The organism is Cellulosilyticum sp. WCF-2, from assembly GCF_003990395.1.
Lineage (GTDB): Bacteria > Bacillota > Clostridia > Lachnospirales > Cellulosilyticaceae > Cellulosilyticum > Cellulosilyticum lentocellum.
Genome location: NZ_CP034675.1, coordinates 2,892,851 through 2,914,442 on the forward strand (window position 1 = coordinate 2,892,851; position 21,592 = coordinate 2,914,442).

At 33.9% G+C, this 21,592-nt stretch carries 23 protein-coding genes; 14 read left to right on the plus strand and 9 right to left on the minus strand.

Going from position 1 to position 21,592, the window contains the following annotated elements:
- Nucleotides 1–43 precede the first annotated feature (43 nt).
- Both EKH84_RS12860 and thiI read left to right on the plus strand, forming a co-directional pair.
- Nucleotides 44–1,219, plus strand: coding sequence for a cysteine desulfurase family protein (locus EKH84_RS12860; RefSeq protein WP_127066608.1), 1,176 nt, complete (start codon nucleotides 44–46; stop codon nucleotides 1,217–1,219).
- Entirely contained in the window at nucleotides 1,216–2,397 is a 1,182-nt protein-coding gene (gene thiI / locus EKH84_RS12865; protein ID WP_127066609.1) for a tRNA uracil 4-sulfurtransferase ThiI, read from the plus strand. The genes EKH84_RS12860 and thiI overlap by 4 nt, the downstream gene beginning before the upstream one ends.
- A 45-nt stretch (nucleotides 2,398–2,442) precedes the next feature.
- Here thiI and EKH84_RS12870 read toward each other — a convergent pair whose 3' ends face one another.
- Nucleotides 2,443–2,682: an HPr family phosphocarrier protein gene (locus tag EKH84_RS12870; RefSeq protein ID WP_013657145.1), complete on the minus strand. Its 240-nt coding sequence runs from the start codon at nucleotides 2,680–2,682 to the stop codon at nucleotides 2,443–2,445.
- Nucleotides 2,683–2,786: 104 nt separating this feature from the next.
- On the opposite strand from EKH84_RS12870, the gene mtaB reads away from it, so the two are divergent.
- The 6 genes from mtaB to EKH84_RS12900 all read left to right on the plus strand — a co-directional run bounded on the left by mtaB (nucleotide 2,787) and on the right by EKH84_RS12900 (nucleotide 7,420).
- On the plus strand, nucleotides 2,787–4,094 hold the full coding sequence (gene mtaB, locus EKH84_RS12875) for a tRNA (N(6)-L-threonylcarbamoyladenosine(37)-C(2))-methylthiotransferase MtaB (protein WP_127066610.1): 1,308 nt from the start codon (nucleotides 2,787–2,789) through the stop codon (nucleotides 4,092–4,094).
- Nucleotides 4,095–4,184: 90 nt separating this feature from the next.
- Nucleotides 4,185–4,436 (plus strand): IreB family regulatory phosphoprotein, encoded by a 252-nt coding sequence (locus tag EKH84_RS12880; RefSeq protein ID WP_013657147.1) that lies wholly within the window; start codon nucleotides 4,185–4,187, stop codon nucleotides 4,434–4,436.
- Between the two features lie 47 nt (nucleotides 4,437–4,483).
- On the plus strand, nucleotides 4,484–4,903 hold the full coding sequence (gene ruvX / locus EKH84_RS12885) for a Holliday junction resolvase RuvX (RefSeq protein ID WP_013657148.1): 420 nt from the start codon (nucleotides 4,484–4,486) through the stop codon (nucleotides 4,901–4,903).
- 35 nt (nucleotides 4,904–4,938) lie between these two features.
- Nucleotides 4,939–5,241 (plus strand): DUF1292 domain-containing protein, encoded by a 303-nt coding sequence (locus EKH84_RS12890; protein WP_013657149.1) that lies wholly within the window; start codon nucleotides 4,939–4,941, stop codon nucleotides 5,239–5,241.
- A 46-nt stretch (nucleotides 5,242–5,287) separates the two neighbouring features.
- Nucleotides 5,288–5,725: a Fur family transcriptional regulator gene (locus EKH84_RS12895; RefSeq protein WP_013657150.1), complete on the plus strand. Its 438-nt coding sequence runs from the start codon at nucleotides 5,288–5,290 to the stop codon at nucleotides 5,723–5,725.
- Between the two features lie 27 nt (nucleotides 5,726–5,752).
- Nucleotides 5,753–7,420, plus strand: coding sequence for a ribonuclease J (locus EKH84_RS12900; RefSeq protein WP_041713665.1), 1,668 nt, complete (start codon nucleotides 5,753–5,755; stop codon nucleotides 7,418–7,420).
- 56 nt (nucleotides 7,421–7,476) lie between these two features.
- Here EKH84_RS12900 and sigK read toward each other — a convergent pair whose 3' ends face one another.
- From sigK to EKH84_RS12940, 8 genes are all read right to left on the minus strand, one after another.
- Entirely contained in the window at nucleotides 7,477–8,139 is a 663-nt protein-coding gene (gene sigK, locus EKH84_RS12905) for an RNA polymerase sporulation sigma factor SigK (RefSeq protein WP_127066611.1), read from the minus strand.
- A gap of 190 nt (nucleotides 8,140–8,329) precedes the next feature.
- Nucleotides 8,330–9,583: a peptidase U32 family protein gene (locus EKH84_RS12910; RefSeq protein ID WP_127066612.1), complete on the minus strand. Its 1,254-nt coding sequence runs from the start codon at nucleotides 9,581–9,583 to the stop codon at nucleotides 8,330–8,332.
- A complete protein-coding gene (locus tag EKH84_RS12915) occupies nucleotides 9,580–10,254 on the minus strand; it encodes an O-methyltransferase (protein WP_013657154.1) in 675 nt (224 codons plus the stop codon). Before EKH84_RS12915 ends, EKH84_RS12910 begins: the two co-directional genes overlap by 4 nt.
- A 164-nt stretch (nucleotides 10,255–10,418) precedes the next feature.
- A complete protein-coding gene (gene mltG, locus EKH84_RS12920; protein ID WP_127066613.1) occupies nucleotides 10,419–11,531 on the minus strand; it encodes an endolytic transglycosylase MltG in 1,113 nt (370 codons plus the stop codon).
- A 117-nt stretch (nucleotides 11,532–11,648) separates the two neighbouring features.
- Nucleotides 11,649–11,906: a hypothetical protein gene (locus EKH84_RS12925; RefSeq protein ID WP_127066614.1), complete on the minus strand. Its 258-nt coding sequence runs from the start codon at nucleotides 11,904–11,906 to the stop codon at nucleotides 11,649–11,651.
- 122 nt (nucleotides 11,907–12,028) lie between these two features.
- The gene (locus tag EKH84_RS12930; protein WP_127066615.1) at nucleotides 12,029–12,616 is read right to left on the minus strand and encodes a dipicolinate synthase subunit B; all 588 of its coding nucleotides are present in this window, start codon (nucleotides 12,614–12,616) and stop codon (nucleotides 12,029–12,031) included.
- On the minus strand, nucleotides 12,613–13,485 hold the full coding sequence (dpsA, locus tag EKH84_RS12935; RefSeq protein WP_127066616.1) for a dipicolinate synthase subunit DpsA: 873 nt from the start codon (nucleotides 13,483–13,485) through the stop codon (nucleotides 12,613–12,615). The genes EKH84_RS12930 and dpsA overlap by 4 nt, the downstream gene beginning before the upstream one ends.
- 201 nt (nucleotides 13,486–13,686) lie before the next feature.
- On the minus strand, nucleotides 13,687–14,667 hold the full coding sequence (locus EKH84_RS12940; RefSeq protein ID WP_013657159.1) for a nucleoid-associated protein: 981 nt from the start codon (nucleotides 14,665–14,667) through the stop codon (nucleotides 13,687–13,689).
- 176 nt (nucleotides 14,668–14,843) lie between these two features.
- Here EKH84_RS12940 and EKH84_RS12945 point away from each other — a divergent pair, with 176 nt between their 5' ends.
- From EKH84_RS12945 to EKH84_RS12970, 6 genes are all read left to right on the plus strand, one after another.
- A complete protein-coding gene (locus EKH84_RS12945) occupies nucleotides 14,844–15,089 on the plus strand; it encodes a TIGR03905 family TSCPD domain-containing protein (RefSeq protein WP_013657160.1) in 246 nt (81 codons plus the stop codon).
- 72 nt (nucleotides 15,090–15,161) lie between these two features.
- Complete coding sequence (dapG, locus tag EKH84_RS12950; RefSeq protein ID WP_013657161.1) at nucleotides 15,162–16,358, plus strand: aspartate kinase; 1,197 nt, start codon at nucleotides 15,162–15,164, stop codon at nucleotides 16,356–16,358.
- A gap of 61 nt (nucleotides 16,359–16,419) precedes the next feature.
- Nucleotides 16,420–17,259, plus strand: coding sequence for a ClpP family protease (locus EKH84_RS12955; RefSeq protein ID WP_207669738.1), 840 nt, complete (start codon nucleotides 16,420–16,422; stop codon nucleotides 17,257–17,259).
- Nucleotides 17,256–17,456, plus strand: coding sequence for a YlzJ-like family protein (locus tag EKH84_RS12960; RefSeq protein WP_013657163.1), 201 nt, complete (start codon nucleotides 17,256–17,258; stop codon nucleotides 17,454–17,456). Before EKH84_RS12955 ends, EKH84_RS12960 begins: the two co-directional genes overlap by 4 nt.
- Before the next feature lie 99 nt (nucleotides 17,457–17,555).
- The gene (locus EKH84_RS12965; RefSeq protein WP_127066617.1) at nucleotides 17,556–19,871 is read left to right on the plus strand and encodes an FtsK/SpoIIIE family DNA translocase; all 2,316 of its coding nucleotides are present in this window, start codon (nucleotides 17,556–17,558) and stop codon (nucleotides 19,869–19,871) included.
- 35 nt (nucleotides 19,872–19,906) lie between these two features.
- On the plus strand, nucleotides 19,907–21,577 hold the full coding sequence (locus tag EKH84_RS12970) for a formate--tetrahydrofolate ligase (RefSeq protein ID WP_127066618.1): 1,671 nt from the start codon (nucleotides 19,907–19,909) through the stop codon (nucleotides 21,575–21,577).
- Nucleotides 21,578–21,592 lie beyond the last annotated feature (15 nt).

A 21,592-nucleotide genomic window follows, 5' to 3' on the forward strand; every position in this document is an offset into this window, starting at 1 on the left:
GGGGATACCCTCATTTTTTATGTGGCGAAACGGGAGATTAAAAATGAAACGAGAGATTTATCTAGATAATGCTGCTACTACAAAACCTCTAGAATGTGTAGCAGAAGTTGTTAAAGAAACCATGTTAGCGTATTATGGTAATCCATCTTCTTTGCATAAAAAGGGGATGGAAGCAGAAAATATACTTAAAGAAGCAAGTCAATTTTTTGCAAAGGTACTGGGCTGTGTACCAGAGGAAATTCTATATACTTCAGGTGGAACAGAAAGTAATAATATGGCCATTATAGGTGCTAGTCTAGCTTACAGAAGACAAGGCAAAAAAATTATTACAACTACTATAGAACATCCATCTGTAGGTGAAGTATTTAAATATCTAGAAACCCAAGGTTTTGAAATAGTAATTATTGGTGTTAATGCAGAAGGTTATGTGGATTTAAAAGCTTTAGAAAATGCCGTTGATGAGGAAACTATTTTAGTGAGTATCATGCATGTGAATAATGAAATAGGAACGATTCAACCCATTACTGAAATAGGAAAAGTAGTTAAATCCAAAAATCCTGACACACTTTTTCATGTAGATGCGGTGCAATCTTTTGGTAAACTACCAATACATGTCAAGAAATCAAAAATAGATTTTTTATCTATGAGTGCTCACAAATTTTATGGGCCACGTGGTATTGGTTTATTGTATAAAAGCAAGCAAGCAAAAATGAAGCAGCTCTTTTGGGGTGGTGGCCAACAGAAGAATTTCAGATCAGGGACAGAAAATGTTCCAGGTGTAGCTGGTACCTTAAGTGCAGCTAAGTATGTATTTAAAGAACAAGAAGCTATTTTAAGCCATATGGCTAATTGTAAAGCAACATTGGCAAATGGTTTACTAGATCATTTACCAGACATATGGGTTAATGGTCCAGGGTTAGCTGAAGGAGCACCTTATATTTTAAATATTGGTTTTAAGGATGTGCGTGCTGAAGTGCTTTTACATGCATTAGAACAAGAAGGGATTTTTGTTTCATCAGGTTCTGCATGTAGTAGTCATAAAAAAGTTAAAGATGGTGTCTTAGTAGCTATTGGTCTTCCTAATGACTGCTTAGATAATGCTATTCGTTTTTCTTTTGCACATGATACATCTCTAGAAGATATAAATGAAGTAATAGAGATTATTCAATCACAAGTTACGCTATTAAGAAGATATACACCAGGAGGAAGAAAAAAGTGAAAAATGTATTTTTAATTAAATACGGCGAACTCGCTATAAAAGGTAAAAATAGACACTTATTTGAAAACAAGCTTGTTGCTAACATCAAAAAAAATCTCAAAACAATCGGAGAATTTGTTGTTTCTAAAGAGCAAGGACGTATCATGGTAGAACCTGTTGATGATGCACAAATAGAAGTAGAACAAGTACTTGATCGTTTAAGCCGTATATTTGGTATTATCGGTATTGCGTATGGTCTAAAGGAAGAGGAGGTTTCTTTTGAAGCTATTAAACGTCTTGCTTTAATGCAAATGCAACAAGAATGTGCAGACGGTCCAATTACTTTTAAAGTAGAAACAAAACGTGCTGATAAGCGTTTTCCTATGAATTCTATGGAAATAAGCGCTGAGATAGGTGGTTATTTATTAGATAAGCTAGGTGACAAAGCGAAAGTAGATGTACGTCATCCAGACGTAACTTTAATGGTTGAGCTTAGAAATCACACTTATGTTTATGCTAAGACACACAAAGGTGCCGGTGGAATGCCATATGGTACCAATGGTAAAGCAACCTTATTACTTTCGGGTGGTATTGATAGCCCAGTAGCTGGTTGGATGATTGCTAAACGTGGGGTAGAAGTAGATGCTGTTTACTTCCATGCACCACCTTATACAAGTGATCGTGCTAAAGAAAAAGTAGTGGACCTAGCTAAAAAGGTGGCTATTTATACAGGAAATATGAAACTTCATATTATTAATTTTACAGATATTCAACTTAAAATATATGAAAGATGTCCACATGAACAATTAACACTTATTATGAGACGTATCATGATGTATATTACAGAAGCTATTGCTAAGAAAAATGGAAGTATGGGACTTATTACAGGTGAAAGTATTGGACAAGTAGCAAGCCAAACGATGCAGAGTTTAGTTGTAACAGATGATGCAGCAACTATGCCTGTTTTTCGTCCACTTATAGGTTTTGATAAGGAAGAAATCGTTCAAATTGCAAAAAAAATAGATACATTTGAAACGTCTATTTTACCTTATGAAGATTGTTGTACAATTTTTGTGGCAAAGCATCCTGAAACAAAGCCAAAATTAGAGTATATTGAGCGTTCAGAAGCTTTATTAGATGATATTATTGAAGAAATGATGGCTAAAGCCATAGAGGAAATGGAAATTATTCATTGTTAGATAAAATAAAAAGTCCATTTTATTAAAATGGACTTTTTATCATATTTAGTTTGGTTCAGTTATAAAAGGTTTAAGTGCTGTGATTAAATCATCTGCACAACTATCATTATATATGTCAAGTCTTAATGCTTTACTGAGATCTAAACTAAAAATACCCATAATAGATTTAGCATCAATAATATAACGACCAGAAGAGAGATCGAAATCGCTATCATAAGCATTAATGAGATTGACAAATTGTTTAACTTTTTCAATTGAATTAAGAGAAATATACACAGATTTCATAATTACCCCCATAAGTTGTAGAATAAGTAGCTTGATTTCTATTTCTTAAGCTACTTGTATCATATATTTTGGAACAAAGAATGTCAATAAAAAGAGGTGAGAATTTGAGAAAAGTAGCGTTCTATACATTAGGTTGTAAAGTAAATCAATATGACACAGAAGCCGTGCTAGAAAAATTCAAAGAGCAAGGCTATGAAGTTGTAGATTTTAACGAATATGCAGATGTCTATGTGGTCAACACTTGTACAGTTACTCATTTAAGTGATAGAAAATGTAGACAAATGTTAAGGAAGACAAAGAAAATTAACTCAGACAGTATTTTAGTAGCTATGGGATGCTATGCTCAGATTGCTGCGGATAAAATAAAAGACCAGGTAGAAGAAATAGATATTATTGTTGGAACCAATAAACGAAATGAAATCGTAGATTTGGTAGACAACTTTGAAAAGGAAAAAAGACAAACCATTAATACGGTTTCAAATATTATGGATGTAGGTGAATTTGAAGAACTTCACATTTCAGATATGGGAGAACGTACGCGTGTTTATGTTAAAGTTCAAGAAGGCTGTAATAATTATTGTAGTTATTGTATTATTCCTTATACACGTGGTAAAATAAGAAGTAGAAAAGAAGAGCAGGTTGTTGAAGAAGTAACCAAGTTAGTCGGACTTGGCTTTAAAGAAATTATTTTAACAGGAATACATGTACTTGCTTATGGGAAAGATTTAGGTAATACTGATTTAATTCAACTACTAAAGCGTGTACATGAAATAGAAGGTGTTGAACGTATCCGAATGAGTTCTATTGAACCTGTAGCTATTACAGATGAGTTTATCTATGCATTAAAGGAAATGCCAAAGGTTTGCCATCATTTCCATTTATCTCTTCAAAGCGGTAGCGAAACGATTTTAAAACGTATGAATCGCAAATACACAGCAGTAGAATATAAAGCTAGTGTAGAGAGATTACGTACTCTTTGGCCAGATGTAGCTATTACAACAGATGTTATTGTTGGCTTTCCGGGAGAAACTGAAGAGGAATTTTTAGAAACAGTTGAATTTGTAAAAGATGTTCATCTTGCACAAATTCATATTTTCCCATTTTCACCTAGAGAAGGAACGCCAGCTGCTAAAATGAGAGCACAAGTGGCACCCGAAATAAAAGAGCATAGAGCTAAGGTTTTATCAGAAGTAGAAAAATCATTACGCCTAGCATATATGGAACAGTTTATTGACAAAGAACTAGAGGTGTTATTTGAAAAACATCATGAAAATGAAGTAACGGGTTATACAAGTAATTATTTAAAAGTTCAAGTATTAGGAAATGAAACCATTGAAAACACTATCCAAAAGGTAAGAATTGATGCTATTAAGGATGAACATTTATTGGTAGGACATGTCATAACTAGATAAAAATAATATTTTTTATTTTTATCTATAGTTTTGTTACAAATTATGGTATACTTTAGTTATACAAGGTTTAGCTATTGGAAGGTGAGCAAGATGGAAAATATGAATGAAACAATGCAATTTCATTTAGAGGGTTTAGAAAAAGCCTCAACTAGAGAAATATTAATGGATGTTTATGTTGCTTTAGAAGAAAAAGGTTATCATCCCATTAATCAAATAGTAGGATATATTATGTCCGGAGACCCAACTTATATTACGAGCCATAATGGGGCAAGAAACAAGATTCGTAAGTTAGAAAGAGATGAGATATTAGAAGAACTAGTAACTTATTATCTTAAACGCTAAAAGTGGCTGTAGGGGGAACTCTACAGCTTTTTTATAGGAGGCACAATGTGCGTATATTAGGTTTAGATTTCGGAACAAAAACAACTGGTGTAGCCATTAGTGATCCAATGGGATGGACTGCACAAGGCTTAGAGATTATAAGAAGACAAGAGGATGAGCACCTTAAAGCAACAATGAAGCGAATTGAAGAAATCTGTACGGCTTATAAGGTAGAAAAGATTGTTCTCGGACTTCCTAAAAATATGAATAATACTTTAGGGGAAAGAGGTGAAAAGACACTTTTATTCAAGGAAAAATTAGAAAATAAGCTTAAGATTCCTGTAGAAACATGGGATGAACGTTTAAGTACAGTAGCTGCGGAACAAGTGTTACTTGAAGCGGATATGAGTCGCAAAAAAAGAAAAAACGTTATTGATAAACTAGCAGCAACTATTATTTTACAAAATTATTTAGATGCTAAGCAATAATGACTATTGCTTAAGAAAACAAGAAGGGAACTATTATGGATCAAAAAATAGGTGAAAATACACCGATGAATGAAAATAATATGGAAGAAGTAGTTGAAAAAATCTCTTTTGTAGATGAAGAAACAGGCGAGGAGATTTTATTTGAAGTGATAGATGAAGTGATTATTGACAACATTAAATATATATTAGTCGTTGATGAAGAGGACATCTCCACCATTTTAAAACAAATAAATGAAAAAAATGAAGAATTAGAATATGCCCTTGTAGAAGACGAAGATGAATTCAAAAAGGCAGCTGTAGAATTTATGACAAATGAAGAGTATGATATTGAGTTATAGCCTTTTTATGATGGTATAAAATTGAGAGAATGAGGGGCTGATAGCAATGAACGCTGCACAATTTAAAGAAAAATTAAAACAAAAAGGTTGTAAACTGACCTTGCAACGTAGAAGTGTATTAGACGTCTTAATTAAACATTGTAATGAGCATTTATCTACAGAAGAAATCTATGATTTTGTTAAAGAAAATTATCCTGAAATTGGACTAGCTACAGTTTACCGTACAGTTCAGCTTTTTGAGGAGATGGGTATTGTAGATCGCTTAAATTTTGATGATGGATGTAGTCGTTTTGAACTTTCTTCAGAAGATACAGTGCATCACCATCATCATCTTATTTGCGAATCTTGCAATAAGGTGTTTGAAGTAGAAAATGATTTATTAGAAGAGATAGAAAAAGAAATTGAACGGAAATACAAATTTAAAATTCATGATCACAACGTTATGTTTTATGGCGTATGTAAGGATTGTGAACAAAAAGAATAATCGATATATAATGGAGGTGTAGCTTTGATACCCAAAAAAGCTAAAAGTAAATTGCGCATTATTCCTCTTGGAGGATTAGGCGAAATTGGAAAGAATATGACACTATTTGAATATGAAGATGACATGTTCATAGTAGATTGCGGATTAGCATTTCCTGAAGATGAAATGCTTGGAATAGATTTAGTTATTCCTGATATTACTTATGTCATGAAAAATATTCAAAAAGTACGAGGAATCGTACTGACTCATGGTCATGAAGACCATATTGGGGCACTACCTTATGTGCTTCAAGAATTAAATGTACCTATTTATGGCACAAAATTAACAATAGGGCTAGTAGAAAATAAACTAAAAGAACATAATTTATTGCGTACAACTGAGCGTATTAGCGTTATGCAAGGAGAAACGATTAAATTAGGTTCTAACTTTAAAATAGAATTTATTCGTTCAAATCATAGTATTGCAGATGCAGTTATGCTTTCTATTTGGACACCTGCTGGTATCGTAGTGCATACTGGAGACTTTAAAGTTGACTTTACACCTATTAGTGGAGCAACATTAGATTTACACCGTCTAGCAGAAATAGGTAGAAAAAAAGTATTAGCACTTATGGCAGATAGTACAAATGTTGAAAGACCAGGTTATACACAATCAGAAAAAATGGTAGGGGCTAAATTTGAAGATATTTTTGCTAATAATATAGACAAACGTATTATGGTAGCAACTTTTGCTTCTAATATCGACCGTGTCCAACAAATTGTAAATGCTGCTTATAAATATAAGCGTAAAGTAGCAGTTATTGGTAGAAGTATGGTCAATGTAGTAAAAACAGCTAGTGAATTAGGATATATCACTATTCCTGAAAACACACTGATTGAAATTAATGATGTAAAACGTTATAAAGATGATCAAGTGGTACTTATTATGACCGGAAGTCAAGGAGAACCTATGGCTGCTCTTTCCAGAATGGCTACTTCTGATCATAAGCAAATTGATATTAAACCAGGAGATGTTATTATCCTAAGTTCAACACCAATTCCAGGTAATGAAAAAACAGTTTCTAAAGTCGTTAATGAACTTTGCAAAAAAGGTGCCAAAGTTATTCGTGAAGATACTCATGTATCTGGTCATGCGGCTCAAGAAGAATTAAAACTGATTCATACTTTAATTAAACCTAAATATTTTATCCCAGTACATGGTGAATACAGACATTTACAAAAGCATACTGAACTTGCTATGGAATTAGGTATGAAACGTAATAATATTATTATTCCATCTATTGGAGAAGTCATTGAACTAGGACCTGATAATATTAAAGTTGTTGGTAATGTACCATCTGGTCAAGTTTTAGTTGATGGTTTAGGTGTAGGAGATGTAGGAAATATCGTTTTACGTGATCGTAAACATCTTTCACAAGATGGTCTGCTCATTGTAGTCATGACTTTAGAAAAGGAATCAGGTATGGTTGTAGCAGGTCCAGATATTATTTCACGAGGGTTTGTTTATGTAAGAGAAGCTGAAAATCTTATGGATGAAGCTAAAGCAGTAGTAAGAAAAGCTTTAGATCGCTGTGAAGATAAGCATATCGTAGAATGGTCACAGATTAAGACAATTGTTAAAGATGACTTACGTGAATTTGTATGGCAAAGAACTAAACGTAGTCCGATGATACTTCCAATTATTATGGAAGTTTAAATAAAAAACTCACTATTTAATGATAGAATAGTGAGTTTTTTTATTTTATATAGTTATTATTTCTTTTGTAGTTCCTTACAAAGTTTTTTTAAAGCTTTTTTTTCAATACGTGACACATAAGATCTAGAAATCCCCATTTGCTCAGCGATTTCTCGTTGTGTTTTCTCTTCTTGATTATTAAGTCCATAACGAAGTAATAGTATTTCTTTTTCTCTAGGCTTAAGTAAAATACGAATATGTTGATAAAGCTTTCGTACCTCAATGTCTAAATCTACTTGATCAAAAATAGTATCATTTTCTGTACATAAAATATCAAGTAAGCTAATTTCATTACCTTCTTGATCCATGCCAATAGGTGCATGAAGAGAGGTTTCATAACGTTGTTTACGTCCTGCACGAATACTCATAAGAATTTCATTTTCAATGCAACGTGCAGCATAAGTAGCTAATCTCGTACATTTATTTGGATCAAAGGAGCTAATACCTTTAATGAGTCCAATGGTGCCTATTGAAATTAAATCATCTACATCATTATTGATATTATTATATTTCTTGACAATGTGTGCCACGAGTCTTAAATTTCTTTCAATTAATATGTTCTTTGCAGCTTCGTCGCCAGCTTGATAACATTCTAAATAGTGCTTTTCTTCTTCAGCTGATAGAGGCTGAGGAAAAGAGGAAATGCTACTGAAATAGGAAAAACAGAAGAGTGGTAGCATAATAAGGCACACCTCCAGGAGAAAGGGTTCATAATTAGTGTATGAACTAAAAGTAGAAATGGTGCCCGTACTTAAAAAATTTTAAATACATCATAAATAGACGTAAGTATACACTTACGTCTATTTATGATTGTTCCAAACCAGTATATAATCCGTATACTGCTTTTTATAGAACCATTATTAATAATTCTTATTCTTCAAATCTTGTTTGTTCAAATTTACGTAGGATAGATGGTACAGGAACAGGTTGCTCACATTTAAAACGAATGATTTGTTTTGGATGTGGTGCGGCTTCAATAGCATTACCTTCTTCATCGTAAAGCGCCTCAATTTTGACAGGAATAAAAGGTCCTTCTGGAACAAGAATTTCAACTTCATCGCCTACAGAGAACTTCCTACGTTGTTCAACTGTTACCATTTGAGTAGTTGGATCATAGTCCCTAATCATACCAGAGAAGTCATAATTACGAACATAAGAATTATGACTATAAGTTTGATCTTTTTCAGTTGGTTTATGTTGATAGAAACCTGTTGTAAATTCACGGTGGCTTGCCTTACCTACCTCTGTTAAGAAGTAATCTTTCTTAGCCTTAAACTCTTCAGGACTATTGAGGAAAGTATCAATAGCTTCACGATAAGCTTTAACAACTGTTGCTACATACAAAGGTGTTTTCATACGTCCTTCAATTTTAAAGCTATAAATACCTGCTTCTATAAGTTCTGGAATATATTCAATCATACAAAGGTCGCGAGAGTTATAAATATAAGTGCCTCTTTCATCTTCTTCAATTGGCATATATTCACCTGGTCTTGTTTCTTCAACCACACTATATTTCCAGCGACAAGGTTGGGCACATTCTCCATGATTAGCATCACGATGGGTCATATAATTGCTAAGTAAGCAACGTCCAGAGTATGCCATACACATAGCACCATGAACGAAAGACTCTAAATCAATATCTTCTGGTAAATGATCATGCATTTCTTTAATCTCAGGGAAAGAAAGTTCACGAGCTGTAACAATACGTTTAGCGCCTTGATTAGCCCAGAAGAGAGCAGTGTGGTAATTAGTATTATTCGCCTGTGTTGAAATATGAACCTCCATATGAGCTACTGTTTCACGTACAATGCTAAATACACCAGGATCTGCTACAATTAGTGCATCTACACCAATAGACTCTAGGTAAAGGAAGTATTCTTTCATCCCCTCAAAGTCTTGATGGTGAGCAAAGATATTGCAAGTAACGTAAACTTGTACACCATGAGCATGGGCGAACTCAATACCTTCTTTCATTTCCTCAGGAGTAAAATTCTTCGCTTTAGCACGAAGACCATATTTATTTCCTCCAATATAAATAGCATCTGCACCATATAAAACAGCAATCTTTAAATTTTCTAAACTACCTGCAGGTGCTAATAATTCAACTTTTTTCTGATGACTCATTTTTCTGTTCCTCCTATTTTGTAACTAAGCGCAACACCATCACCAATAGGAATAACACTTGATCTGAGTGTATCACTATGAGTAATAGTCCATAAAAATTCTCTTAATCTTGAGTGTGTCGTACGTTGTCTACGATCGATTAAGTAGCGTGAACGTGCTACCGTTCCTTTGTGTAGTACATTATCTGTAATAAGTAGTCCATTTGGTTTTAATAAACGGATACATTCAGGTAAAAAGTTAATGTACTGTCCTTTAGCGCAGTCCATGAAAATAACATCAAAGCTTTCACTAGGTAATTGTGTTAAAGTGATAGCTGCATCACCCTCAATAATTTCAATGGTATCTTCAAGACCAGCGGCTTTAATATTTTTACGTGCTTGACGTAGCATATAATCAAAGCGTTCAAGCGTGGTGATTTTGCCACCTTCTTTTAAATAACTGCTCATAAAAATAGAAGAATACCCAACAGCGGTTCCAATTTCCAGTATTGTACTTGGCTGTACTAATGAAAGTTGTACTTTGATAAAATCTGCAACCTCAGGTTTAATTATGGGCCAGGTTTCAGCCTCTATAGCAATTTGATGCTCAATATTGGCTAAAAGAGAAGAGCGGGGTACTTCATGAAGCGCCCTGATATATTCAACAATGTAGCTATAATTAATTTCACTCATAATAAGACCCTTTCTAATTTATTCTCTTATGCCACTATAAAGGAAAAACGCTATGAATTCAAGAGGTAAATACAAACTCTCTTGGAAAAGTAATTCTATAAATCTTTGAAATTTATAAAAGGAAGGGACACTAGTCCCTTCCTTTTATAAATAAAAATAATCTATTATTCTGTAAAATTAATATCATTATTTTGTTTATAACGACTTTTAGCTGCAGCATGTTCGTCAAGGGTACTGCTAAAGAAGTGTGTTCCTTTTTCTTCATCATCTACAACAAAATAATAGTAATCATGTTCTTCCGGTGAAAAGGCAGCACGTATACAATCTTCTCCTGGCATACAAATAGGTCCAACAGGTAACCCTTCATATAAATAAGTATTGTAAGGTGTATCTTTAGCTAAATCATCTGTTGTAAGATTAGCTTTACGTTTATTTAAACTATATTGAACAGAAGAACACATTTGAAGACGCATATGGTCACGTAATCGGTTATAAATAACACCTGAAATGATAGGGCGTTCTTCACTTAATTTAGCTTCTTGTTCAATAATAGATGCAATGGTTATAATTTCATGAAGACTATAAGAAGAATTATTAAGATATGCAGCATATTTAGATGTAATATCTTCAAAACGATTAAGCATCATGATAATAATTTCTTCTGCTGTAACACTTTTACGAACAATATATGTATCAGGGAATAAATAACCTTCTAATTTGTACTGATAGTTGCCATTAGTAGGAATATCTCTTAAAAAGCTATATTCTGCATCGTAACTTTTGTTAGTAACAGCATCTAAAAAGGCTTCCTTGGTTACAATATTCTTGTCTTCTAATGTCTGTGCAATCTGATTAATGGTATAACCTTCTGGAATTGTAAACTTAATTGTTTCCTCTTCATTTTTAATACTAGTTGTAAGACGCTTGAGAATTTCTGTACTAGACATATTGCTACTAATATCATATTTGCCAGGGATGTAACCAGAAGTTGCATGATAAAGTTTCGCTTCTAATTTAAAATACTTCATATCAGAAATAAAGCCCTGATCATAAAGCATTTTTGCAATTTCATCAAGATTTGTAGATTCAGTAATAGTTAGTGTCATCTTAGAAACATCTTTGCTTGATTCTCTAATAGCTTCACTTTCTATAATATTAAAAGTATAGTTGTAAGAAGAAACAATTGCTTTATAACAAAAGACAATGCCAATTATTAAAATGGTAAAGCTTAAAACTGTACTTATTAAAATCCGTGAAATCCCACGTTTTTTTGCCATAATAGTCTCCTTAGAATACGTCTTTTAAAAAATTATAACTATTTTTACTATACAATTCAAGACTCTAGCCGAAGCTAGAGTCTCTTTTGGCGGTTATGCATAGATAACTTGCTGATTTTAAGCTGTATAGGCTTCCCATGTTATGCTAGAAGGTTTAATCTCATCTAATAATTGAATTAAATCTTGATCGCCATGGTATAGAGGGTTACCAACTGCATCTTCACAAGCAATTAAAAATGGTACGTCTTTAAAATAGCTTATGCAGTATCTCCTTATTTCCTTTAAAGCCTTTATGTGACGAAAATCACTATAGCTTACTAGAGCAATGCCAAAATGCCTATTGCAATGTGTAATAACAGTACCTTTAAAGTTCACTTTAATCAACCCCTTAATTGATTTTCAAGTGATCTATGCATTAATAATAGTATAACACAACAAATAAGGATAGGATATAAAAACAGCACATAGAGCTCTGTGCTTTTATGTGCTGCTTTTCATTAATACTGAATAAAGAAAGGTTGTATTTGCGTATGGTCAAGCGCTAATTCGATTGTAAAAAGCGTCTTAGAAAAATCAGCTACAAGAGAATACGGCTTTTTAATGGTGTCATCTTGACCTAATGGAACAAAATAAACATCTTTTTTATTAATCATATGACCAATATTTTTAAGGTTTGCTCCTACACCATCATTTGTTGCTAGGGCAATGATAATGGGTTTCCCATTTCTCATAAGTGACTTTGCAGCTAATAAAACGGGTGTATCTGTAATACCATAAGTCATCTTTGCCAAGGTGTTACCAGTACAAGGTGCAATAAGAAGTGCATCTAGAATTCCCTTTGGTCCCATTGGTTCTGCATCAACAATGGTGTGAATAATAGATTTATTGGTTAATGCTTCAATTTTATAGACAACATCAGCTTGATCACCAAAGCGAGTGGAAGTGTTATAAGCATTAAAAGACATGATAGGAAAAACATTTATTCCTTTATTAACAAGCTCTTCTATAAGGGCAATGGTTTTAGCAAAAGTACAAAACGAGCCACAAAGTGCTACGCCTAAATTTAATTCATTTAAGTTTTTCATATATGAGCCCCCTGATTACGTAAAATGAGTAAGAGACATTGGTAGAGAATATCAGCGGCGCTTTTGGGAGCGACAATACCTGGCAAACTTGGTGCTGGAACATAGCTAATGCCCTTTTGTTCAGCATAATCAACATCTATACCTCCAGGAGTAGAAGCTAGTTCAATATAAACAACTTCTGGAGAAAATAAATCAATAAGAGATGATGTTAATAAACGAACAGGAATTGTATTAAAAATGAAATCAAACTCATTCAAATAATGCGCAAGATCATCTAATGGAATAGGTCTATAGCCATAGGTGCTAATATAAGCCAAATCTTTAGTTGAACGAGCTTCTACGGAAACTTTAGCTCCTAAAGCTTGTAATTTATGCGCTAATATTTTGCCACAACGTCCAAATCCTAGTACAAGACATTTGCTATTATGCAATGTGATTTCACTGTTTTGCATTGCATATTGAATAGCGCCTTCTGCAGTAGGAATAGCATTTAAAATAGCAATTTCATCTAACTCCATAATATCGCACCATTTAATATGATGTGTATTAAAAAGGTTTCTAAGGGTAGGATTGAGTACACTACCTAAAACGAAGCTGTTAGTAGCAGCTAAGAAAAATTGTTCAAGTGAAATATAGGTGTTACACATAGGCGTAAAAACGCATTTATTATCTTTTGAAAAGGGGATAGGACCTATAATATAAGGACAGTCTTTTATTTCACCTATTGAAGCACAATGATGAATAGCTTCAGGTAAATCTGGATGGCATAAGCCATATACAGATACAATAAAACCTTTTTCATACAAAATTTGGGCTAGCCTAACAAATCTTAGGTCACCACCTACAATTGCAACAGAAATTCCAGCCATCTTTCAATCCTCCAGCCTATATAAAATGTCTGCACTATAACATATGTAGAAAAAAGGAGGTTGGTGCTTGGATAATAATGACATTCAATAAAACATTGGCGTGCCTAGTAGATTTTATCGTGACTCTAGTCAATAGCTATTTTGTATAATTAAAGGACGCTTTTGCTGATAAATAGCAAAAGCGTCCTTTAATTATTGTCATTATTTATTAGTAATTTGAGAAATATTTTTCAAAACAATAGAAAGTGTGCCATTAGGATTATTCACAACTTCTATAAAGTCTGGATCTTTAAATAAATGGGTAGGAAATTTAAGTTCAATGCCGGTGTCTGTTTTAAGTTTTTGAGAAGCAAATTTATTAGAAATCTTGGGATCAGCAATTTCTATCTTAGCTTCTTTAATCCCGTATTCCTCCATTTGCATCGTGCAGCTTTCAAATACTTCTTCATCACTACCAAAAGTTTGTTCCATAATTTCTTGAACAGGTATGGTTTGTGTTCGAGCAATGCTTTCGCTAATATTATTCTTGAGTTCTGTAAGTGCACTTACTGGGTTATCATAATGTTCTTCGATGACTTTAGTTGCTACTTTTTCAATGGCTTTAATCGTGTCTTTAACAGAAAGTGCAGGCTCTAAATCAAAGAGAAGTGAAAGATATTTACTTTTTGTTCCATCTAATAAAATCACTTTTAAATTATCCGTATTAATAATCACACCTTCGTCTACTTGCTTACTAGCAGAAGGAAAAATTCCTTTGTGTTTTATGATGCGCGCTACAACCCCTGCTTCATTATGCTCTACAAAATGTGTGAACTCTTCTTTGTAATTTAATTTAAAAATACCGAGATAGTTGCCGCCATCCATCATAAAACTTGTCAAAATTAAATCACCACTAGGAATGGTGCCATATTCCATCATATAGCGATAAAAAACTTCCGCCATTTCATGAGAAAGTCTTGTAAAAGCTTCTGTGTCTAAAGGCATTTCTAAAACTTTAGGTAAAGAGGCCTCTTCTTTAAAAATAGCATCACTACTGGAACTACTTTCAAAAATTTTCATAAGATGCCTTGTAATAAAGCTTTCCGTTTCATCATTTAATAGTAACAAATCAGTTGAAAATAGTGGCATATTCATGGTTAAGTCTAATACATGAATGATTGTATGTTTGAAGGTAATACTCATTTTGATAATCTCCCAATCTATACAGTATATATTGAATAAAATAGTGTTCAAAGTACTTATTAAAACATGAATAGTATAGATGAAATTGGTTTAGTTATCAAGTAAGGTTTTTTTGTAAAGCACTCTATGCTATAATACAAAAGATTATATTGACATAAAATAAGGAGTGAACAAAAATGGAAATTTATAAAACATCAGGCGTTTGTTCATCAGAAATTCATTTTGAAGTGAAGGACGGCTATATTGAAAATGTTGAATTTATACGAGGTTGTCCAGGAAATGCTTTAGGGGTAGTCGCTTTAGTAAAAGGTTTGCCAATAGAAGAGGTTATTAACAAGTTAAAAGGAATTGATTGCCGCAATCGAGGGACTTCTTGTCCAGACCAATTAGCAAGAGCCTTAGAAGCATATATCAAAGCATAGGACACTTCTAATTTAACCACCTCAATAATATATATAAATCTAGAATGATAACAAGGGAAAGGACCTAATAATATGCACATCATTGTTCAAAAATTTGGTGGTACTTCTGTAGCCACACCTGAAAGCAGAAATAAGGTTGTAGAGAAAATTAAAGCAGCTAAATTGGAAGGAGAAGAGCCAGTAGTTGTTGTATCTGCTATTGGTAGAAAAGGTTCTCCCTATGCAACTGATACACTTATTGATTTTGTTACAGAAACGGCAGGAGAAATGAGCGATCATGCATATGACTTACTTTTATCCTGCGGAGAGATTATCTCAGCTGTAACCATGGCCACGCTATTAAACGAAGCTGGTATAAAAGCACGGGCTTTTACAGGCGGCCAGGCAGGAATTATAACCGATAGTTATCATAAAAAAGCAGATTTATTATGTACAAAACCAGATCAGCTTTTGGCAGCTTTAGAAGCCGGTGTTACACCTGTAGTAGCGGGATTTCAAGGCGTTACTATGGATGGTGAGATGACAACGATAGGAAGAGGGGGGAGTGATACCAGCGCCTCTATTCTAGGAATGGCTTTAAAAGCTGAACGCATTGAAATTTATACAGATGTCGATGGAATTATGACTGCAGATCCTAATGTTTGTGACAAAGCTAAGATTATTCCAGCCATTAGTTACAATGAAGTTTTTCAGATGGCTGATAGTGGTGCAAAGGTGATTCATCCACGTGCAGTAGAATATGCTAAGCGTGCCAATATTCCATTACTTATTAAAAACACTTTCTCTGATGAAGTAGGAACCTATATTGTACAGAATATCATACCTTATCAATCAGAAGCTAATCATAAAGTAATTACAAGTGTTGCTCATCGTAATGGACGTGTTCAGTTTACAATTCATGAAAATATATTGGCAGAGGAAGATATTTTGTCTAGAATGGCAACTGCGGATATTAGTATTGACTTAATTAATATTTTCCCGAATTATAAAGTGTTTACAATTGATTGTTCTGAGCAAAATAAATTAGAAAATCTTTTAATGCAACAGGGGTATAAGTATGACCTTTTAGAGGACTGTGCCAAAGTAACAGCTATTGGAGAACGTATGACCGGGGTACCAGGTGTTATGTCTCGTATTATTAAGGCTTTAACGAAAGCACAAATTGAAGTCTTACAAACAGCTGATTCATTAACGACTATTTCTTGCCTTATCAGAGAAAGCATGGTTTCTAAAGCAATTGATGTTTTACATGATGAATTTAATCTTTAATGTATGAAGTGGGCTTGTTCTTTGCATACTAAACATAATATGTATGGAAAGGAACAAGCCCATGAAAAATGAAAGAAATCTTGTAGATGATGTACCTATGAAAAACGATGTCCCCATGAAAAATGATGTTCCTATGAATGTACTCATAAAAAATGATGTACCCGTGAATAGTAAGAATGGGGGGCAATCTTCCGATAACGCTAAAAATCAAGAAGAAAATGATATGCCACCTGCTGGTGAAGTAGCTGATAATATTAAGGAATTTGGACAACTTCCTCCTGGTAAAGAAGGTGAAAGTCCTATTCACTGCATTACTATTATTGGCCAAGTAGAAGGACATATGAGTTTACCACCACAAAATAAGACTACCAAATATGAGCATATCATTCCACAAATGGTAGGACTTTGTGATGATCCCAAAATTAAAGGTATCTTAATTATTTTAAATACAGTAGGTGGAGATGTAGAAGCAGGACTAGCTTTAGCGGAACTCATAGCCTCTGTTAATAAACCAACTGTTTCTTTAGTACTAGGAGGTGCTCACTCTATAGGTGTTCCTATTGCAGTGGCAAGTGACTATTCGTTTATTACACCTACAGCTACTATGACGATTCATCCTGTACGTATGAATGGAACAGTTATAGGTGTACAACAAACTTTTGAATTCTTCGATCAAATGCAAGAGCGTATTGTTGCTTTTGTAGCGAGAAACTCTCACATTGAAGAAGCACGTTTTAAGGAACTCATGTTAAGTGTGGGTAAATTAGCGAGAGATGTAGGAACTATTTTAGTAGGCCAAGAAGCTGTAGATGAAAAAATCATAGACGAATTAGGCGGTTTAACAGAAGCTATGAGCAAACTTCATCAGCTTATAGCAGAAAGTGAGGCTAATGAGTTATGATGTATTCAGTAGCACCTATCTATGGATTAGATGAAATAATAGAATACCAAGAAATAGAGTATAATGGTTATCATGTTTTAGCGTGTAAGACGCCAGAAGGTTATATCTTAGAACGTGTTTATTCTACTAATCCTCAAGATTTTTTAAGAGAGGACTTACGTCCTGGCAAAATACTTGAAAATGCTCTTATCAAATAGAATTTTGAATGCTATAATAATAGATGTATGCAATAATGTATACATCTATTTTCATTTAATAAAGGAGATAGGGTAGATAAGAATAAAGGGGTATTACAAATGAGTAAAAAAGAAGGAAAAGGGAGATATTCTACTAAGAAAAGAACAACAGGTGAAAGAAAACGTACAGTCCTTAAGGATACTACCCCAGCTATTTCTAAAGAAATCTTAGGTATTTCTTTAATGGGTATAGGTGTTTTGATTTTAATCGGTATTTTTTCAGATAAATCCGGATTATTTGGTAGTTTTCTAAAACAAGTCTTTATAGGCTTATTTGGAGTCGGTGGCTATATTATTCCCGTAGCTACTATGATTATAGGAATTTTTTATATTCAAGGTCGATTTGATAGAGTGGTTAAACTAGCAGTTTATTTAGGGTCCTTATTATTTATGCTCATTATATTTTTTCATTTGCTTTATTATGGAGAAGATAAGAGTTTATCCTTATTAAGTATCAGTTACTTGGAAAAAGCAAGTTGGCAAAATGGGGGCTATATAGGTGCCGTGTTAAGTTACTTGTTTTTAAGTCTAATAGGTTTATATGGTACCTATGTTATTTTAACCGTTTTATTAGGAGTGTGGATTTTAGTTTTAACACAATTTCCTGTTTTTTCATGGATTAATGAACGTTTTGTAGCCTATATCAATGCACACAAAGAAAAAATGAAAGCAACCAAAGAAACCAACAAAAAGAAATCAAAAGCCTCTAAAAAGTTATCAAAACCTATGTCTGAAACACCATCAATGCAAGATGAAGAGGTAACATTGATAGCTTCTGAACCGCATAGACTTGATGAAATTCCTATATACGATTCATCAGTTTATAGTGAAAACACTACAAGAATAGAAGACACTGAAGAAACTAAAGAAACTAAAGAAACTAAAGAAGATGAACCGATAAAGGCAGCATCAAAAGTTGCAATTAATGAAGGAACTGTTATAGAAGAAACTATGGCTGAACTTACTAAAGAAAATACTGTACCTATTCCGCCGTATCAATTTCCTCCAATCACTTTGCTTCAAAAAGGACAAGCTATTCAAAATAAAGAAGCTTCAAAAAAATCTTTAAGTAATGCACGTAAACTTGAAGAAACACTAGGTAGTTTTGGAGTAGAAGCTAAGGTTACACAAATACATAAAGGACCTTCTGTCACACGTTATGAATTACAACCTAAACAAGGCGTTAAAGTAAGTAAAATTGTTAATCTTGCAGATGATATTGCTTTAAACTTAGCAGCCCCTAATATTCGTATAGAAGCACCGATACCTGGTAAAGCTGCAGTGGGAATAGAGGTAGCCAATACAACAAGTGAAATGGTATACTTAAGAGAAGTTATTGATTCTGATCGCTTCTTAGCTTTTCCCTCTAAGCTTGCTTTTGCTTTAGGCAAAGATATTGCAGGTAAACCTATTATTGCCGATATAGGAAAAATGCCTCACATTTTAATAGCTGGTGCAACTGGTTCTGGAAAAAGTGTATGTATCAACACCTTAATTACAAGCATTATTTATAAAGCTAAACCTCATGAGGTCAAACTCATTATGATTGACCCTAAGGTAGTTGAATTAAGTGTATATAATGGCATTCCGCACTTATTAATTCCGGTTGTAACCGATCCTAAAAAAGCAGCTGGGGCATTATTCTGGGCTGTTAACGAAATGACGAAACGCTATAACTTATTTGCAGAGAATAATGTCAGGGATATGAAGGGTTATAATGAGAAACAAATAGAAGAAAGTGCTAAATTACCACAGATTGTTATCATAATTGATGAGTTAGCCGACCTTATGATGACAGGTGCAAAGGAAGTAGAAGATGCTATTTGTCGCCTTGCTCAAATGGCTCGTGCAGCTGGAATTCATCTTGTTATAGCAACTCAAAGACCGTCAGTTGATGTTATTACGGGAGTTATTAAAGCTAATATTCCATCAAGACTTGCATTTGCTGTTTCCTCTGGTACAGACTCACGAACGATATTAGATATGGTAGGGGCTGAAAAGCTTTTAGGTAAAGGAGATATGCTTTTTTATCCTGTAGGGCAATCTAAACCTATTCGTATTCAAGGTGCATTTATTTCTGACCAAGAAGTTGAAAGCATTGTAAACGCTATTAAAACAGATCATGTAGTTTACGAGGAAGAAGTCATTCAAACTTTGGAAAATGCAGCTATGCCTATAGCTGCAGATGATGAAGAGGAAGATGAACTCTTAGAAAAAGCCATTGCATTTGCTGCAGAGAAGGAAAAACTCTCTATTTCTATGTTACAACGCTATTTTAGAATAGGTTTTAATCGAGCAGCTAGACTAATGGAAGCTTTAGAAGTCAGAGGTATTGTTGGCCCTGATGAAGGAAGTAAACCTAGAAAAGTTTTATAAAATCATACCAATTTACAAAGTTAAAGGAGCAAAAGATGAAAACAGATATTCAAATTGCACAAGAAGCCATTATGAAACCTATTAAAGAAGTTGCTAAAAAAGCTGGTATTGAGCCAGAAGAGCTAGAATTATACGGGAATTATAAAGCTAAACTCTCCTATGAATTAATGAACCGCGTAAAAAGCCATTCGAATGGTAAGTTGGTATTAGTAACTGCTACGAACCCAACACCAGCTGGTGAAGGAAAAACAACAGTAACCGTAGGTCTTGGACAAGCCTTATGCAAGCTTGGACAAAATGCGATCATTGCTTTACGTGAACCATCTTTAGGCCCCTGTATGGGAATCAAAGGAGGTGCAGCAGGTGGTGGTCATTCACAAGTTGTTCCAATGGAGGATATTAATCTTCATTTTACAGGTGACATTCATGCCATGAGTGCTGCTAATAATTTACTTGCTGCTATGATTGATAACCACATTCACCAAGGTAATAGCTTAAATATCGATGTGCGTACCATTACTTGGAAAAGATGCGTTGATATGAATGACCGTGCTTTAAGAGAAATCGTAGTAGGTCTTGGTGGGCCAATGAATGGTGTACCTCGCCAAGATGGTTTTATGATTACAGTAGCTTCTGAAATTATGGCTATCTTATGTCTTGCAACAGACCTAGATGATCTAAAGCAAAAAATCAGCCAAATTATTATTGGATATAATATGAAAGGTGAACCTGTAACAGCAGGTGATTTAAAAGCAGAAGGCGCAATGACTACTTTACTTAAAGATGCCATTAAACCTAACTTAGTTCAAACTTTAGAAAATACCCCTGTTATTATGCATGGTGGCCCTTTTGCCAATATTGCTCATGGTTGTAATAGTATTATTGCTACAAAACTTGCTTTAAAATTGGGTGATATTGTCGTTACTGAAGCAGGCTTTGGTGCAGATTTAGGTGCTGAGAAGTTCTTCGATATTAAATGTCGTAAAGCCGATCTAAAACCAGACGCAGTAGTATTAGTAACCACTATTCGCGCGCTTAAATATAATGGTGGCATTCAAAAAGCTGATTTACAAAATGAAAATGTGGAAGCTCTTAAAGAAGGTATGAGTAATCTGGAAAAGCATATTGAAAATCTTCAACTTTATGGTGTACCAGTTGTAGTGACCTTAAATGCATTTGTAACAGATACAGAAGCCGAAATTGCTGCTGTTGAAGCTGCTTGCAAAGCTAAAGGATGTCACTTTGCCTTAGCTAATGTTTGGGAAAAAGGTGGAGAAGGTGGTATTGCCTTAGCAGAAGAACTTCTAAAAGTTCTTGATACAGAACCTAGTAAGTTTAAAACACTTTATGATGACAATATGAGTATAGAAGATAAAATAAAATGTATTGCTACTTCTATTTATGGAGCAGATCAAGTTGTGTTTGAACCTAAAGCAAAAAAAGAACTTGCTAAAATTAACAGTTTAGGTCTTGAGTATTTACCAGTATGTATGGCAAAAAATCAATATTCTTTATCTGATGATGCGGCATTACTTGGTAGACCTAAAGCCTTTACAACAACTATTAGAGAGATTAGAATATCAGCAGGTGCTGGATTTATTGTTGCTCTTACAGGTAATGTAATGACAATGCCAGGACTTCCTAAAAAGCCTGCAGCTGAACAAATTGATATTAATAGTAAAGGCGTTGTTACAGGCTTATTCTAAAGATAATAAGGGGGA

Coding starts and splice junctions, on each gene's coding strand:
- EKH84_RS12860 (WP_127066608.1), top strand. CDS start 44: ATGAAACGAGAGATTTATCTAGATAATGCTGCTACTACAAAACCTCTA.
- EKH84_RS12870 (WP_013657145.1), bottom strand. CDS start 2,682: ATGAAATCTGTGTATATTTCTCTTAATTCAATTGAAAAAGTTAAACAA.
- EKH84_RS12880 (WP_013657147.1), top strand. CDS start 4,185: ATGGAAAATATGAATGAAACAATGCAATTTCATTTAGAGGGTTTAGAA.
- EKH84_RS12890 (WP_013657149.1), top strand. CDS start 4,939: ATGGATCAAAAAATAGGTGAAAATACACCGATGAATGAAAATAATATG.
- EKH84_RS12895 (WP_013657150.1), top strand. CDS start 5,288: ATGAACGCTGCACAATTTAAAGAAAAATTAAAACAAAAAGGTTGTAAA.
- sigK (WP_127066611.1), bottom strand. CDS start 8,139: ATGCTACCACTCTTCTGTTTTTCCTATTTCAGTAGCATTTCCTCTTTT.
- EKH84_RS12910 (WP_127066612.1), bottom strand. CDS start 9,583: ATGAGTCATCAGAAAAAAGTTGAATTATTAGCACCTGCAGGTAGTTTA.
- EKH84_RS12915 (WP_013657154.1), bottom strand. CDS start 10,254: ATGAGTGAAATTAATTATAGCTACATTGTTGAATATATCAGGGCGCTT.
- mltG (WP_127066613.1), bottom strand. CDS start 11,531: ATGGCAAAAAAACGTGGGATTTCACGGATTTTAATAAGTACAGTTTTA.
- EKH84_RS12930 (WP_127066615.1), bottom strand. CDS start 12,616: ATGAAAAACTTAAATGAATTAAATTTAGGCGTAGCACTTTGTGGCTCG.
- dpsA (WP_127066616.1), bottom strand. CDS start 13,485: ATGGCTGGAATTTCTGTTGCAATTGTAGGTGGTGACCTAAGATTTGTT.
- EKH84_RS12940 (WP_013657159.1), bottom strand. CDS start 14,667: ATGAGTATTACCTTCAAACATACAATCATTCATGTATTAGACTTAACC.
- EKH84_RS12945 (WP_013657160.1), top strand. CDS start 14,844: ATGGAAATTTATAAAACATCAGGCGTTTGTTCATCAGAAATTCATTTT.
- dapG (WP_013657161.1), top strand. CDS start 15,162: ATGCACATCATTGTTCAAAAATTTGGTGGTACTTCTGTAGCCACACCT.
- EKH84_RS12955 (WP_207669738.1), top strand. CDS start 16,420: ATGAAAAATGAAAGAAATCTTGTAGATGATGTACCTATGAAAAACGAT.
- EKH84_RS12960 (WP_013657163.1), top strand. CDS start 17,256: ATGATGTATTCAGTAGCACCTATCTATGGATTAGATGAAATAATAGAA.
- EKH84_RS12965 (WP_127066617.1), top strand. CDS start 17,556: ATGAGTAAAAAAGAAGGAAAAGGGAGATATTCTACTAAGAAAAGAACA.
- EKH84_RS12970 (WP_127066618.1), top strand. CDS start 19,907: ATGAAAACAGATATTCAAATTGCACAAGAAGCCATTATGAAACCTATT.